The organism is Paenibacillus jilunlii (genome assembly GCF_900102965.1).
Lineage (GTDB): Bacteria > Bacillota > Bacilli > Paenibacillales > Paenibacillaceae > Paenibacillus_AQ > Paenibacillus_AQ jilunlii.
In genome coordinates this window covers 36,859-53,276 of sequence record NZ_FNGM01000017.1, presented here as the reverse complement: position 1 = coordinate 53,276, position 16,418 = coordinate 36,859, and the positions used below count along the sequence as shown (strand labels likewise).

10 protein-coding genes and 1 pseudogene are annotated in these 16,418 nt (G+C 54.2%); 7 read left to right on the top strand and 4 right to left on the bottom strand.

What is annotated here, in order from left to right; all coding sequences use genetic code 11:
• Positions 1–46: 46 nt before the first annotated feature.
• Positions 47–913: a flagellar motor protein MotB gene (locus tag BLQ82_RS23960; protein ID WP_062523006.1), complete on the bottom strand. Its 867-nt coding sequence runs from the start codon at positions 911–913 to the stop codon at positions 47–49.
• Positions 910–1,695: a flagellar motor protein gene (locus tag BLQ82_RS23955; RefSeq protein WP_062523004.1), complete on the bottom strand. Its 786-nt coding sequence runs from the start codon at positions 1,693–1,695 to the stop codon at positions 910–912. The genes BLQ82_RS23960 and BLQ82_RS23955 overlap by 4 nt, the downstream gene beginning before the upstream one ends.
• A gap of 180 nt (positions 1,696–1,875) precedes the next feature.
• Here BLQ82_RS23955 and uvrB point away from each other — a divergent pair, with 180 nt between their 5' ends.
• Together uvrB and uvrA are read left to right on the top strand one after the other, a co-directional pair.
• Complete coding sequence (gene uvrB / locus BLQ82_RS23950; protein ID WP_062523002.1) at positions 1,876–3,867, top strand: excinuclease ABC subunit UvrB; 1,992 nt, start codon at positions 1,876–1,878, stop codon at positions 3,865–3,867.
• Between the two features lie 398 nt (positions 3,868–4,265).
• Positions 4,266–7,139 carry an excinuclease ABC subunit UvrA gene (uvrA, locus tag BLQ82_RS23945; RefSeq protein ID WP_062523000.1) on the top strand — a complete coding sequence of 958 codons (2,874 nt, stop codon included), beginning with the start codon at positions 4,266–4,268 and terminating at the stop codon, positions 7,137–7,139.
• 106 nt (positions 7,140–7,245) lie between these two features.
• Here uvrA and BLQ82_RS23940 read toward each other — a convergent pair whose 3' ends face one another.
• Positions 7,246–7,482 carry a DUF3977 family protein gene (locus BLQ82_RS23940; RefSeq protein ID WP_062522997.1) on the bottom strand — a complete coding sequence of 79 codons (237 nt, stop codon included), beginning with the start codon at positions 7,480–7,482 and terminating at the stop codon, positions 7,246–7,248.
• A gap of 28 nt (positions 7,483–7,510) precedes the next feature.
• The gene (locus tag BLQ82_RS23935) at positions 7,511–9,139 is read right to left on the bottom strand and encodes a nitrite/sulfite reductase (protein WP_062522995.1); all 1,629 of its coding nucleotides are present in this window, start codon (positions 9,137–9,139) and stop codon (positions 7,511–7,513) included.
• 405 nt (positions 9,140–9,544) lie between these two features.
• Here BLQ82_RS23935 and BLQ82_RS23930 point away from each other — a divergent pair, with 405 nt between their 5' ends.
• The 5 genes and pseudogenes from BLQ82_RS23930 (at position 9,545) to BLQ82_RS23910 (ending at position 16,263) form a co-directional block, all read left to right on the top strand.
• Positions 9,545–9,754: a hypothetical protein gene (locus BLQ82_RS23930; RefSeq protein ID WP_020426461.1), complete on the top strand. Its 210-nt coding sequence runs from the start codon at positions 9,545–9,547 to the stop codon at positions 9,752–9,754.
• A 169-nt stretch (positions 9,755–9,923) separates the two neighbouring features.
• Entirely contained in the window at positions 9,924–11,105 is a 1,182-nt protein-coding gene (locus tag BLQ82_RS23925) for a S1C family serine protease (protein WP_082722642.1), read from the top strand.
• 61 nt (positions 11,106–11,166) lie between these two features.
• Positions 11,167–13,044 carry a stalk domain-containing protein gene (locus tag BLQ82_RS23920; RefSeq protein WP_163704293.1) on the top strand — a complete coding sequence of 626 codons (1,878 nt, stop codon included), beginning with the start codon at positions 11,167–11,169 and terminating at the stop codon, positions 13,042–13,044.
• 238 nt (positions 13,045–13,282) lie between these two features.
• Positions 13,283–13,519 (top strand): annotated as a pseudogene (locus BLQ82_RS32820) (hypothetical protein); the annotation flags it as partial.
• A 188-nt stretch (positions 13,520–13,707) separates the two neighbouring features.
• Entirely contained in the window at positions 13,708–16,263 is a 2,556-nt protein-coding gene (locus tag BLQ82_RS23910; RefSeq protein WP_062522991.1) for a U32 family peptidase, read from the top strand.
• Positions 16,264–16,418 lie beyond the last annotated feature (155 nt).

Sequence of the window (16,418 nt, the reverse complement as noted above, 5' to 3'; positions counted from 1 at the left end):
TCAAGAATGGGATTTCACCTGCTGATCTCTGAGTTGACAGTTGAGGCTACTCTTCTTCCTGAAGCTGCCGCAGGACCGTAATCTCAACGCGGCGGTTTTTCTGCCGCCCCTCTGGGATGGAGTTGCTGACAGCAGGGCGGGTATCCGCATATCCGGCATACTGAAACTTACCAGGACTGAGCCCCTCATTATCTAAAAAGAAGCGCAGCACCGAAAGGGCGCGGGCGCCGGACAATTCCCAGTTATCATTATAACGTGACCCTGCAGACACTGGCGTATTATCCGTATGGCCTTCGATGCTGATCGTGGCTCCAATCCCGCGGAACAGGCCAGCCAGCTGCCGCAGCGCGGGAAATGCAGGCGCCTTGAGCTCGGCTCTGCCGGCATCGAACAGATAGCGGTCGCTGAGCGTAATCGCGATACCCTGCGGCTTGTCCGCCACAAAGATCTGACCGCCCAGATTATTGTCTTCGACATATCGGGTGATGACGCCCATCAGCGCAGCAAGCTTCGCTTCCTGATCGCGGAAGGCCTGTTCACGTGCCGATGGCTGTGTATCGGCTGGAGGACTGGCTGCCGGGCTGCCGCCCGCATTCTGCTGCTCCTGATTCATACCGGATTCAGCACCGTCTCCGGTTTTACCCTTCTGCCCGTTGCCTGTTCCTTCGGACTCCATTCCTTTTTGACCCTCCAGCAAGCCGTCTCCGCCATCCAGCACCGGATTTCCGCTTTTGAAGGTGTCCGATAAAGAACCGGTCACGATATTGAATTTCTGTGTGTCCAGACTGCTCATGGCATACAAAATTACGAAAAAAATCAGCAGCAGCGTAATAAGATCCGCATAGGTGATCATCCAGCGGTCACGGCTTTCCCGGCCTCCCGTGCGGGGTTTTCTCCGGTTTCTCTGTCTCATGACAGGCCTCTTGTATTGTCGGTGCTGCGTTCTCCGGCGGACCGGTTCAGGAACGAGCGGAGCTTTTTGCGCACAAGCTGGGGATGATCCCCGTTCTGCAGGGCAAGAATGCCTACCATAAGCATTTCCATCGAACCCAGCTCACTTTGGCTGCGGGATTTGATTTTGGAGGCAATGGGTAAAAATATTAGATTAGCACTGGCTACACCGTAAAGCGTTGCCGTAAAAGCAACTGCGATTGATGCTCCCAAATTGGAGGGATCGGTAAGGTTGCTGAGCACGCGGATCAGCCCCATGACCGTGCCGATGATGCCCATGGTGGGCGCATAGCCGCCTGCGGCTTCAAATATTTTGGCATAGCCTTCGTATTTCAGCTCCTTGGCGTCCATCTCCAGCTCCAGAATCTGCCGGACCTGCCCGGGGTCTGTACCGTCAACAATGAGCATAAGGCCCTCGCTGGTAAAAGGATCGGTATGCTCTTCTGCCCGTTTCTCCAGGGCGAGTACACCGCTGCGTCTTGTCACGGCAGCCATAGAGATCAGCTCTTCGGCTTGTTCTTCCGTAGTGTCCGCATGTCTGCCAAAAGCCAGCCGCAGCGCCGCTGGGACGGAACGCAGCCTGGAGGCCGGGAAGCTGATCATTACGGCGGCAAGCGTGCCTCCGAATACAATAAGCGCTGCATTCAGCTGGAGCAGCCCGGACAGGCTTCCGCCTTCCCAAAAAAAGCCGCCGATCAGCGCAGCCAGACCGGCCAGCAGGCCGATAATTGAAGTAATATCCATGAGTTCAAGCTCCTTAAATTTCTATATATTATGGTTTGCATGAATCTGGGCAACACTGTATAATAAACGGGAACAAGTATTCTTATCTTCCATATATTTCAGAGCAGTATGGAGAGAGAATCATCGGGCCACAATTATAATATATTCATATATTTTAGACGATAGAGGGGAGACGGGCAAATGAGTGATATTGTCGTCAGTACGCAGACTTTTCAATTGGAGTCCGAGTATACACCCCAGGGCGATCAGCCTCATGCCATACAAGAATTAGTAGACGGCATCCGGCAGGGCAAGAAGCACCAGACGCTGCTGGGAGCGACCGGTACAGGGAAGACCTTTACCATCGCACAAATGATTTCCAAGCTCAACCGGCCTACGCTGGTTATTGCGCACAACAAGACGCTGGCTGCCCAGCTGGCGAGCGAGTTCAAGGAGTTTTTTCCTAGCAATTCTGTAGACTACTTCGTCAGCTACTACGATTACTACCAGCCAGAGGCGTACATTCCCTCCTCCGACACCTACATCGAGAAAGATTCTAGCATCAATGAAGAGATAGATAAACTGCGCCACTCCGCGACCAGTTCCTTGTTCGAACGGCGTGACGTTATTATTGTCGCCAGCGTTTCCTGTATTTACGGCCTCGGCTCGCCGAAGGAATATGGAAGCCTGCTGCTGTCGCTGCGGGTGGGGATGGAGAAGCCGCGGAACCAGATACTGAGCCGGCTCGTGGATATCCAGTATCAGCGCAACGACATTAATTTTGTGCGGGGCACGTTTCGTGTGCGCGGTGATGTGGTAGAGATTTTCCCGGCCTCACAGGGCGAGCATGCCATCCGTGTAGAGCTGTTCGGCGATGAGATCGAACGAATTACAGAAATCGACGTGTTGACCGGGGAATTGATCGGGGAACGCGACCATGTGGCGATTTTTCCGGCCTCCCACTTTGTTACCCAAGAGGAAACGATGCGCGTGGCTCTTGTCAATATTGAGCGGGAACTGGAAGAACGGCTGGCCGTACTCCGGGATGCCGGCAAGCTGCTGGAGGCCCAGCGGCTGGAGCAGCGCACCCGCTACGATATCGAGATGATGAAGGAAGTCGGCTTTTGTTCCGGGATCGAGAACTATTCCGGACCGCTTACCTTCCGTGAGCCTGGAGCAACACCGTATACACTCATGGATTATTTTCCTGATGATATGCTGATTGTAATCGACGAATCCCATGTGACATTACCGCAGATCCGGGCGATGTACAACGGCGACCGGGCGCGCAAGACCGTTCTCGTGGAGCATGGCTTCCGCCTGCCGTCTGCGCTCGACAACCGGCCGCTGAAGTTTGAAGAATTCGAAGACAAGGTGAATCAGATCGTATATGTGTCAGCCACACCGGGTCCTTATGAAATGGAGCACTGCGATACTATGGTTGAACAGATTATACGTCCTACCGGTCTTTTGGACCCGATTATCGAGGTGCGTCCGACTGAGGGGCAGATTGATGATCTGATCAGCGAAATCCGTGAACGGGTGGAACGCGACGAGCGTGTGCTGGTTACAACCCTGACGAAAAAAATGTCCGAGGACCTGACCGATTATTTCAAGGAAATCGGCATCAAGGTGCGCTATATGCACTCCGACATCAAGACGCTGGAGCGTATGGCGATTCTGCGCGATCTCCGGCTTGGCACCTTCCATGTTCTTGTGGGGATCAACCTCTTGCGGGAAGGGCTTGATTTGCCCGAGGTATCCCTGGTTGCGATTCTCGATGCCGACAAGGAGGGCTTCCTCCGCTCGGAGCGTTCGCTGATTCAGACCATTGGCCGTGCGGCCCGTAACTCTGGCGGCCGTGTAATTATGTATGGTGACCGTATCACAGAATCCATGGAAAAAGCTATGACCGAAACCCAGCGCCGCCGGGAAACACAGATTGCCTACAACGAGAAGCATGGCATCACCCCAACTACGATCAACAAGAAAGTGCGCGATATCATTGAGGCGACGAAAGTTGCCGAGTCCAAGGCCGAGTATCTCACCGGAGTGGGCGGCAAGATGAGCAAGAAGGACCGCCAAAGCCTGATGCAGCGTTTGGAGGCCGAGATGAAGGATGCCGCCAAGAACCTGCAATTCGAGCGCGCCGCCGAGCTGCGTGATGCACTTCTGGAGCTGCGGGCCGAATAATGCTCCCCCAGCCACACTCTTGGTGTTTCCGCAAGTACAGGACGGCGCTGTCCCGGCCGTTACTTTTAAATAAATGTTGCCCTTGCGCATCCCGGAGGGACAGCCCGCAGTTCGCTTTATCTTTTGCGTATCCCGAAGGGACAGCCCGCAGTTGAGGCACTTTGCGCATCCCGAAGGGACAGCGGGTTTTCCCTGTAGCGCCCACATTTCAGCGGTCCCGTTAGGGACAAGCGCTCCTTTCGTCACACTAGCTAGGTCCATTCTCTCCAGCTCTTTCGCCAGCAGCCTTGCGGGTGTCCAGAGGGTGCAACCCTCGGGGCCCTCCCTTGGCTAAGGGAGGGTTTGGGAGGGATCGAAAATTTTTATTCAATTTAAAAGGTTTTTAGGAGGGTATACCGTTGGCGAACGAAAATATTGTAATCAAAGGTGCGCGAGCGCACAATCTCAAGAACATTGACGTAACGATTCCGCGTGACCGCTTCGTCGTGCTGACGGGACTTAGCGGCTCCGGCAAATCGTCGCTGGCGTTCGATACAATCTACGCTGAAGGACAGCGCCGTTATGTAGAGTCCCTGTCGGCCTATGCCAGACAGTTCCTCGGGCAGATGGAGAAGCCGGATGTCGACTCCATTGACGGGTTGTCTCCGGCAATATCTATCGACCAGAAGACAACAAGCCGCAACCCGCGTTCAACCGTAGGCACAGTGACGGAAATTTATGATTATCTGCGGCTGCTGTTCGCCCGGATCGGGCATCCGCACTGCCCGGATCATGGCATCGAAATCACTTCCCAGACGGTTGAGCAGATGGTAGACCGGATTATGCAGTATCCCGAGAAAACCCGGCTGCAGATTCTGGCGCCGGTAATCTCCGGCCGCAAGGGTGAGCACAAGGGGCTTTTCAGTGATATCTCGAAGCAGGGCTTTGTCCGTGTACGTGTGGACGGTGAGCTGCGTGAAGTCACTGAGGATATCGTACTGGAGAAGAACAAGAAGCATACCATTGAGGTTGTAGTCGACCGGATTGTGATCAAGGATGATGTGCAGACGCGGCTGACGGACTCTCTGGAGACCGCGCTGAAGCTTTCCGGCGGGCAAATTCTGGTTGACATCATCGGCCAGGAGGAACTGCTGTTCAGTTCAAGCTTTGCCTGCCCGGTATGCGGGTTCAGCATCGAAGAGCTTGCCCCGCGCATGTTCTCGTTCAACAGCCCCTTCGGAGCTTGCCCGGAATGCGACGGGCTTGGGATGAAGATGGTTGTCGATCCCGACCTTTTGATTCCAGATCAGGGGAAGAGCATTGAAGAGGGTGCTTTCCTGGCTTGGACAGGCAGCACATCGAACTACTATCCGCAATTCCTGAAATCGGTGTGCGAGCATTTCAAAATCCCGCAGAATGTTCCCGTGAGCAGTCTGTCGCCAGAGCATATGAATAAGCTGCTGAACGGCACAGGCAGCGAGAAGATCCGCTTCCGGTATGAGAATGACTTCGGACAGCGGAAGGATGCGCTCGTTGCTTTTGAAGGGATTATTCCCAACCTGGAGCGGCGTTACCGTGAGACAGCCTCCGATGGCATCCGCGAATTCATTGAAGGCTTCATGAGCGCCAAACCTTGCCATGTGTGCAAAGGCAAAAGATTGAAGAAGGAAATTCTCGCTGTAACGGTCAATGACCGTAATGTTGCCGATGTCACTGATCTGTCCATCGGCGATTGCCTCCAATTTTTTGACAACATTGCCCTGAGTGAGAAGGAAACGGCCATTGCCCACCTGATCCTCAAAGAAATCAGCAGCCGCCTGGGCTTCCTGGTCAACGTGGGACTGAATTATCTGACGCTTAGCCGTGCGGCCGGCTCGCTCTCCGGTGGTGAGGCGCAGCGGATCAGACTGGCGACCCAAATTGGCTCCAGCCTGATGGGCGTGTTGTATATTCTCGATGAACCGAGTATCGGTCTGCATCAGCGGGATAATGACCGGCTGATCTCAACACTTGGGCATATGCGCGATCTGGGCAATACCCTGATTGTGGTCGAACATGATGAGGATACGATGATGGCTGCCGACTATATCATTGATATCGGCCCGGGTGCAGGGATTCACGGCGGTCAGGTCATGGCCCAGGGCACCCCGAAAGAGATTATGAATGACCCGAATTCCTTGACTGGGGAGTACCTGAGCGGTCGCAAGTTCATTCCGGTTACTGCCAAACGGCGTGCTACGGATGACCGTTGGATCGAAATCCGCGGCGCCAAGGAGAACAATCTGAAAAATGTGAACGTCAAAATTCCACTTGGTGTTTTTACAGCCGTAACTGGGGTATCGGGTTCAGGCAAATCATCGCTCGTGAATGAGATTCTCTACAAGAGTCTGGCCCGGCAGCTGAACAAAGCGGTGAAGGTCCGTCCGGGTCAGCACAAGGAAATCCGCGGGCTGGAAAATCTGGACAAAGTCATTGATATCGACCAGTCGCCAATCGGGCGGACTCCGCGTTCCAATCCGGCCACCTATACCGGTGTATTCGACGATATCCGCGACCTCTTTTCCAAGACCAACGAAGCCAAGGTACGCGGCTTCCAGAAAGGCCGCTTCAGCTTCAATGTCAAAGGCGGACGCTGTGAGGCTTGCCGTGGAGACGGCATTATCAAGATTGAAATGCACTTCCTGCCGGATGTCTATGTTCCCTGCGAAGTCTGCAAAGGCAAACGCTATAACCGGGAAACGCTCGAAGTGAAATATAAAGGCAAAAGCATCTCCGATGTGCTGGAGATGACCGTAGAGGATGCTACTGAATTCTTCAAGAATATTCCGAAGATTCACCGCAAAATGCAGACCCTGCTGGATGTTGGACTGGGTTACATCAATATCGGCCAGCCGGGAACAACCTTGTCCGGAGGTGAGGCGCAGCGTGTGAAGCTGGCTTCCGAGCTGTACCGCCGCAGTACCGGCAAGACGCTGTACATTCTGGACGAGCCGACAACGGGGCTGCATGTGGATGACATCGGGCGGCTGCTTGAGGTGCTGCATCGTCTGGTGGACTCCGGCGAATCCGTACTCGTCATTGAGCATAATCTTGATGTGATTAAGACTGCCGACTATATCATTGATATGGGACCTGAAGGCGGAAGCGGCGGGGGGACTGTGCTTGCTACGGGGACACCGGAGAAGATTATCGAGGTGGAGGAATCCTACACCGGGAAATACCTGAAGCCTGTACTGATCCGCGATACGGAGCGGACCAAAGCCCTGGAACTGCAGACTTCGGACATCGGATAAGCGGACAGCATATAAGCCGCGGCGACAGAACCGCTTCTGTCCTGTAGCCGAAGAATAGGTAGGGCCGTTGCAATTCATACGGCCCTTTTACATACATGCAGCTAAATTAATAACTGCTGACCCCAATGATAATTTTGAAGGCATTACGCATTTTTCTGGAACGCTTGAAGCCTTCTCTGCTATCTATAATCCATACGGTCTTTCTTATCCATATTCTTATATACAACGAATGGAATTTGAGAGGGGGCACAATTCCCTTTTCTTCGGTCTCTGTGCCGTCACTCCATTCCGTTTCCGTCCGCAGCATCCATCTGTTGCCTATACCGAACTCAATATATTTCAAAAGATATTACTCCTTGGATTTTGTGTCATCACTCAGTCTCCAAAATAGCAGTAAGCTGCTCTTGAAGTACCGGCACACCCACCCGGTTCGTGAACGCATAGAAATTCTCCTGCTCCTGCCGCTGCTCTGTGTAGAAGGAGATGAACTGCTCCAGAACCGGGCCTACCCGATCACTCTTTATACGGCCCTTCAGCGGGCGGGCGAATTCGGCCGCAGGACCGCAGTCTCCGCAGCCAAGCGTCCCGCCTACAGCAATGTCGAACGCATCGACCATGCCGTCCGGTGTCTTGATCAGCGTACCTTGCAGACCGATATCGGCAACCTGCTTTTGCCCGCAGGCATTGGGACAGCCGACGAAATGAATGCGCAGCTTCTCATCCAGATGGACATGCTCATCCAAATATGCAGCAACACTGACCGCACGCTGCTTGGTCTCCACGAGGGCCAGGTTGCAGAATTCATTGCCGGTGCAGGCGACGGTGCGGCTGATGAAGTTTTTGGCGGTTGGCGACAGCCGCTGCAGCACCGGGGCATCCAGTAGGGCTTCAAGCTTATCATCCGGTACCCCGCTGATAATAATGTTCTGGGTCATCGTGGTGCGGAGTTTACCTTCGCCGTACTGATCGGCCAGCCCGGCCAACTGCTCCAGCTCATCGCTGTTCAAGCGGCCGACTGGAACGTTCAGGCCTACGTAGCTGAGACCTTTCTGGACTTCGGGATGCACGCCGTCAAAATAAGCAGCCTGCCACCCAGCCGTCTGGTCTTCTCCGCGAGAGGGCAGTTCGCCTACGGCTTCAATCAGCTTCGATTTGAATTTCTCGGCACCCCAGTCGGCGACGAGGAATTTCAGACGGGCATGGTGGCGTTTCTCCCGGTAGCCGTAATCCCGGAACAGGGTAACCACCCCGGCAGCTACCTTAAGCGCTTCTTCCGGCTTCACGAAGACATCCAGCTTTTGCGCCAGATGAGGTTTGGCCGAGAGTCCGCCGCCCACCATCAGATGGAACCCTTGGGTTAGAGCGCCATCGATGACTTTTACTGCAGGTGTATAAGCCAGATCGTTAATTTCCGCCTGCGCATTATTGTACTTGTTGGCAGATACAGAGATTTTGAATTTGCGCGGCAGGTTGGAGAAATCGCGGTTCAGCATGAAAAAATCATTCAACTGCTCGACTATACCTGTGGTATCAAACAGTTCATCCTTATCAATCCCTGCCAGCGGGTTGCCGACAATGGTCCGTGGACAGTCGCCGCACGCTTCGAAGGAATAGAGCCCGGCCGCTTCAAGCCGCTTAAAAATATCCGGCAGATGCTCGACCGTCAGCCAGTGGAACTGGATGGCCTGCCGTGTAGTTATATCGATTAGATTCCGCCCGTACAGTCTGGCGATTTCAGCCAGTGTTCTGGCCTGGTCTGAGGTCATAATGCCTGTATTAATGCGCACACGCATCATGAAATGTCCTTCACGCGGCTTTTGCTGGTATACCCCGGCCCACTTGAACAGATCCAGGTCATCGGCCGGAATGGAGCTGTAGCCCTCCAAGGCATATTTTTCAATAATGGTGCGGATCACATCAAGCCCGTCTTTCTGCAGTTTGACGAATTCGAACTTGCTAAGTTTCTCGGGAGCAGCGCTCCATAATGGTTCGTAAGCCATATCCAGCATCCTTTCTGTATACGTTCATAAGCCCGATGGTAACACAGGTAAGGAGCCGCAGGCAGTGAGGGTTGTGGCAAAGGGTATAACGATTGTTTATGAATAAATAAGGACTTGCTGATAGTTCGAACAGGCATAAGCAGAGCATGTCCACCATAAGATTCAAAGAAGGATATTTTCGTTAAATAATGATATAAGCACGCTCTTTGACAAAGGATGCACACACGCAAGTGAAGATCCCCAATTGCTGTTGTGCAGCATAATTTTCAGCCCGGAAAATATTTTTGTGACAAATACATAATTTTTTAAGCATTTTCTATTGCGTCACTGAAATGGTAGCGATAACATAGAAGGAGATATGGAATAGATGAACTTGCTTGACAATACTCTCGGGGAGGTAATGCCATGCTGCTTGCTGAAGCTGCCGTGCAAGAACCGTCTAAATTTCATACCTTCGATGTATTTATGATTTTGTTCACCATTCTGATCTTTATTGGAGTGATCCGCCTGCTGCGGGCACCCCAGAAGAACAAATTTGCCATTGCCTTTGGAGTCGTGAGCCTGCTGGTATTCGTGGTTTCGGACTACGCGATGGTGATGAACTGGTTAAGCTAGGAAGGGTTAAAATTACCCCTGGTACAGGCTATAAAATTGCAGAGTCGGAAATGCCCAAAAGACACCTTTACCGCCGCTGACGTGGCTGAAGGCGTCTTTTTATCATTGTGCAGGAGTGTATTAAGCATCTTTTAGAGTTTTGTAGACAGGGAGAGGGCCGGTGAAGGCGATGAAGTGGGGGAAATGGATGTATAAAAAGAGCCTTGGCATACTGCTGTGCGGGGTGCTGTTGTCCGGGGCGGGAGGCGGTACACCTTCAGCGCTTGCAGCGGCATTTCCGGACAACCGTCCGGCTGCGGGTGCAGTTAAGAGCTTCGGTGACGTGGCTTCTGGACAGGTGGCCGCTGCGGCAGCCATCAGCAAAAAGAATACAGCGGTCACAGCCGATGCTGTGCCGCAGATTATTAAGGCGGTGTCCCCCTCAGTGGTGGGTATCATCGGCAAATATACGGGTGATCCCGGCAGCGGACCGGATGACCGGTACAATTTGACCCATGGCTCTGGCATTGTAGTCAAAGCAGACGGCTGGATTATTACCAATGCCCATGTCATAAAAGGGCTGCAGAACGCGGTCGTGGTAACATCAGACGCTAAAAGCTACAGCATCACCGCCTCCTATCTGGATGAGGTCAGTGATCTGGCTTTGGTCAAAATCAATGCCAAATTCCTGAAGCCTGCCAGGTTTGCCAGTGCAGCAAATCAGATTCAGGTCGGGGAAAAGGTGATTGCGATTGGGACACCGATCTCTTTTTCATTGCGGAACTCGGCTACAGTAGGCGTGGTGAGCGGACTGAACCGTGCGGTGGATGCCGCCTACAGGCTGATCCAGAGCGATACGGCGATTAATCCCGGCAACAGCGGCGGTCCGCTGGTCAGCATGAAGGGCGAGGTGCTGGGGGTGAACAGCCTGAAATACGCTGCGGTTGGTGTGGAGAATATGGGCTTCTCCATTCCGGCGGATACGGTTCAGTACATCATGAACCAGCTGTTCAAATACGGAGAGGTGAAACGACCCAGTCTGGGGCTGGAGCTGGAGGAGAGCTGGTCTGCGATTGTCGGGCTGCCTGCACAGGATCCGCTGACTGTAACGAAGGTCGTGTCTGCGGAAGCGGAAAAGGCGGGGATTGCCGCAGGCGACGTGCTGTACGCTATTGACGGTCACCGGGTTGCTTCGCTGGTGGATATCAACGAATGGTTCAAAGGCTACAAGCCGGGTGCGGCAGTGAAGCTGCTGATGCAGAGTGACGGGGATATTGTGACCCGCAGGCTGGTGCTTGGTCAAGGTGACCCGCTGATCGGCGGAGTGGAGGCGGAGGGAGATGGAGATGCTGAGGCACATACAGAGGAATAACAGATCCCCGATGGAGGCACAGATCACAGTAAGCAGAATGTTGCGGTGCGGGCTTTGCACATTGCTGGGAGTACTGCTGCTGCTGGCATGGCTGCCCATCCGGGAAGCACAGGCGGCGGAGCAGAAGCTGCTGCAGCTGAGCCTCAAACCCGGGAGTACAGCTGCAACCGTTAACGGTGAGAAGGCTGTGATTCAAAAGCCCATAGAGGATAACGGAGTGGTGCTCGTCCCGCTGGGAGTATTCAAAAAAGCCTTCGGCAGCACTGTATCCCTTGACGGGGACGATGTGGTTAAAGTAATGTACGGACCCCATACCGGGGCCATGACCATTGGCAGCACAACCGCCTGGAAGGATGGGGTCAAGGTCACACTGCCTGCTCCGCCGCGTATCGTAGATGGGACGCTGCTGGTGCCGCTGCGTTTTGTGGCCGGAGTGCTGGGAGCGCGTATCTCTCCCGTCAGCGGCGGAGGGCTGGTGGTGACACTGGCCTCATCAGCGAGTGATGAAGACACGCCGGAAACCAGCGGCATTGACAGCGATGTCGGCAAAACACGGATAGGCAACAGCTACTATCACTGGAGCCTGAACTATCCGCCGGGTCTTGTGGTCGGTGACAGCGGCGGCAATGAAAGTGTAGCCACCTTTACAAGTGCGGAGAATCAGTATTACCTGGAGGTTCATGCCTTACCGCTCGAAAAAGCCGCCGATCCGGAAGAACTGCTGGACAGGCTGGTCCGTGAGGCGGAAGAAGGCGGAGAGACCGTTCTGGACCGGGCGGCTTTTCCGGATGAGGCTGTGCCTTACGCGCGTATTGTCAGTAAGGACACCAGCGGTGCTTTGTGGGAAGGAAGGCAATATTATAGCGGCGGAATATTGTATCAACTCTATCTGACCGACGATACGGCAGCCAATTACAAGGATCTGAACAAATATGCTTCACTGCTGAACTCATTCCAACCCTCATTCAACGCCGGGGACAAAAGCATCCGCGACCTTTCAACAGTCAAAAACGGATTGCGCGAAGGCTACAACGACGATTATGGCTTATCGCTGCAGGTGCCTGCGGATTGGAGTATGGATGACCAGCACCTGAACTATGAGAGTACAGAAGGAAGCTATCTGCGGGCAAAGGTCACTTCCGTCCCGTCAGGGTCTACGCTGGAGAGCTGGAGCAAAGATCTGGATTCGCAGATAAAAGACACCTATGTGACCGGCGCCTACGCCATACAGGACGCTGTAAAGGCGGAAGTTTCCGGTGAACCGGCGCTCGTAAAAGAAACAAGGCTGAATCCAGGCAGCGGCTGGAGCACCAAATATCAGATCCTGCTGCAAAAATCCGGGTACCGCTACTACGTGGAATATCTGGCAGCGGCGGGGCAGGACGAGGATAAGGCGAGGTTCCAGACGATCTTAAGCTCGATAGATATTGATTTTGACCGGGTCAAGGAGAATTTCGGCAAGCTGGAGACGGAGGATTATCCGGCGCTCCGCAGCCAGGCTGTAACCAAAAGCTCCAAAACCTACGGCTACAGCATCGATATTCCACGGCTGTGGACACCTTATCAGGATGTTTTTGAGACCCAGACCGTGGAGTACCGCTTCACCGGCGGGCGTTTTCTGATCAATACGAGTCCGGAGGGTTCAGTGGACTATGCCGTGGGCTTGCTGCAGAGCTATTACAAGAACAGCAAAAATGACCCTAAAGGCCCGCAGCTCATCAAGGTAGAGGAAACCACCTTTGCCGGAGTTCCTGCTACCCTGCTGACTGTCCGCCAGACTAAAGGCAGCATCCCTGTGCAAACGCAGCAAGTGGTTTTTGGTAATAATGATCTGGTCTATACCCTCACCGTAACCCTGAACGACGCCAACGCAACTGCTGTACAGCAGGCTGATCTGGAGAAGACGCTGAAGTCGTTCCGGCTTGCGGGAGGCGAGTAGGGGATAGTTAGGGAGAGTACCGAACGCAGAGGGCTTCGGGAGTACAGAGGAAAGTATGGATCTGTGCAGATGTACAATTGGGCCAGACAAAGAACGTCCCATTGCCATTTTGGCAGCTTGGGGCGTTCTTTTTTTATCTTAAAAGGGGGAGAGGTTAAGGGGTGGAAATTTTGAGAAGGAACATGAAGCATTAGTAGAGCGGCATTTAAGCTTAAGAACGGGTGAACGGCAGGGACGGCTGGCCAGAGGGCATCAATATGCGGAGAAGCTGCTGCTGGAAAATGTATGGTGGCCGTTGTTCGGGAACTTGGATCATCTGCATCCAGAGTATGAGGTGTACGATTGGAACCGGAAATCGCAATTTCTCGACTTTGCGTTCCTTCCGCCTTATGGCAGATTCGGACTGGAATGTGACGGCTATCAGAGCCATGTGGAAGACATGGACAGAGAGAAGTTCAGCTATTCTTTAAACCGGGGCTTTCTATAACCCCCTCCTAAACATCTGGCGGCAAAATGTCCACAATTCGGTGTCCGGCCGATTTGACGCCCCGCAATCCATATAAATCTTGGCAAATCAATGGCGCGCAGATGTGATATTTGATACAATTAATAAGTTAAAAAGCTGTAAATGACCCGCCGGCAAGGCGGTTTGGGAGGATATAAATGAACGAGAAAGAAATACGCAGAGAAGACGTGGAGCTGCTGGCTCCGGCCGGTGACTGGGACTGCATGCGTGCGGCGGTGGCGAACGGGGCGGACGCTGTCTTTTTTGGCGTAGAGAAGTTTAATGCAAGGGCGAGAGCGAACAACTTCCGCATGGACGAGCTGCCGGAGATTATGGCGTTTCTGCACAGCTATGGTGTGAAGGGCTTCCTGACCTTTAATATACTGGTGTTTGAAAATGAACTGGCAGAGGCTAAAGAGCTAATCGATGCCTGCGTGGATGCAGGTGTGGATGCAGTCATTGTGCAGGATTTGGGGCTGGTTAAACTGATCCGCGAGATTTCCCCGGACTTCCCGATCCACGGTTCTACCCAAATGACAATTACTTCACCGGAAGCGGTGGAGTTCACGAAGCCTTGGGGGCTGGAGCGCGTAGTGCTTGGCCGCGAGAATAACCTGAAGCAGATTCGTACGATCGGAGAGCAGGCGCGCCTGCCGATGGAGGTTTTTGTGCATGGTGCGCTGTGTGTCTCCTATTCGGGCCAGTGTCTGACCTCGGAAATGTGGGGCGGACGCTCCGCCAACCGGGGGGAATGTGCGCAGGCCTGCCGTCTGCCGTATGACCTCATGGTGGATGGTGAAGTCAAGCCGATGGGCGATGTCACCTATCTGCTGTCGCCTAAGGATCTGGCGGCGATTGATCTGATGCCGGAGCTGATCGAGGCAGGGGTAACTTCCTTCAAAATTGAAGGCCGCCTCAAAAGCCCGGAATATGTAGCGAACGTGGTCAGTAAGTACCGTAAGGCGATTGACCGGTATTTTGACGGAAATTGGTCCCCGGCGCCCAAGGAAGATATCCGCGAACTGCAGCAGAGCTTCTCCCGCGGCTTCACGCACGGGTTCCTCGAAGGAACGAACAATAAAAAACTCGTTGACGGCACCTTTCCAAAAAGCCGGGGCGTCTATATGGGGACTGTCGAACAGATTCTGCGTGACGGCGTCGTATGCCGGATTCATGCTCCCCTGAAGCGCGGGGATGGCATTGTATTTGATGCCGGTGATCCGACGAAGAAAGAAGAAGGCGGCCGCGTCTACGATCTGCGCCGCAAAGGCGTGAAGCTTGAGGGCGAGGCCGGAGAAGGGTGGATCATTGACATTGTTCCTGGCCGCAACGACGTAGACCTGCGCCGCCTGCATGTCGGCGACCGCATCTGGAAGACCAATGACCCGGCGCTGGATAAGGCGCTGCGCCAGACCTATGAAACCGAGAAGCCCTATCGGGTCTTCCCGGTGCAGGTGAAGGTCGAGGGGCGCGCCGGCGAGCCGCTGGCCACCTGGTGGACGGACGTTCAGAAGAACGTTACCGTCCGTGTGGACTCGGAGCTGCTGCTGGAAGCTGCGCAGAAGCGTCCGATGGATGCCGCCCTGCTGGAAGAGCAATTCGGCCGCCTGGGCGGGACCGTATTCCAGCTGGAGGCGCTGGAGTCGCATCTGGAAGGCGACGTGATCGTGCCCATGCGCGAGCTGAACAGCATCCGCCGCCAGGCGGTGGAGCTGCTTGCGGGCGAGCGCCCCAAACCTCCCGTATACGTGAAACGGGAGGTAGAGGTTTACGGCGGCGCCTCCCGCAGGGGCGCCGCAGGGAGCACCATCCCGGATGTGAGGGATGGTGCGGGTGCGCGCGGCGGTGAAGCGGAGCTTACCGCGCTGTGCCGCAGCCTGCCGCAGGTGCAGGCTGCCCTCGAAGCCGGCGTAACGAACATTTACGCCGATTTCGAATTCATTAAGCAGTTCCCGGCAGCGGTGGACGCTGTACGGGCTGCTGGGGCCAGCATTGCGCTGGCCACGCCGCGCATTCATATGCCCGGCGAGAACGGCTACCATGCCAACATCCTGCGCCTGCAGCCGGATGCTGTCCTGGTGCGCAATACAGGTGCGCTCTATTACTACTTGAAGCGCCGCATGGAGCAGCCGGATGCCGTGCATCCGCGCCTGATCGGCGACTTCTCCCTGAATATCGCGAACCACCGGGCAGTGGATTTGTTCCTGGAGGCGGGCTGTGACAGAATTACACCGTCCTATGACCTGAACATCCAGCAGATGGTCGATCTGCTGGAACACAGCGATACCTCGCGTATAGAGGTCGTGATTCATCAGCATCTGCCGATGTTCCACACAGAGCACTGCGTCTACTGCACCTTCATGAGCGAAGGCACAGACTATACGAACTGCGGACGCCCGTGCGAGGAGCAGCGTGCTTCCCTGCAGGACCGTATCGGAATGGCTCATCCTGTCCGTGTAGACGAAGGCTGCCGCAATACCGTCTACAATGCGGTCGAACAATCCGGCGCGGAATACTTGAATAATTTCCGGGAGCTGGGCGTGAACTCATTCCGCGTCGAGTTTTTAGAAGAAACCCCGGAGCAGGTTGAAGAGGTCATTAGCCTTTACAGCCGTGCGCTGCGCGGAGAGATTTCCGGCACACAGGTATGGAAAAGCCTGAAAGCCACCAACCAGCTCGGAGTGACTCGCGGACAACTGGTAAATGCAAAGTAAGCCGGAAACGGTTGGATTGTCAGTAGAGCTTACAGCAGACAGAATAACCGTGATCCCGCTTTTGCCCGGTTGGATGCGGACCCAACTGGTTCTGAAGAGCCTGAGGCCTAGTTCTGTTGTTATGGGCTGTTTATAGCTTAATTTAAATTACTTAA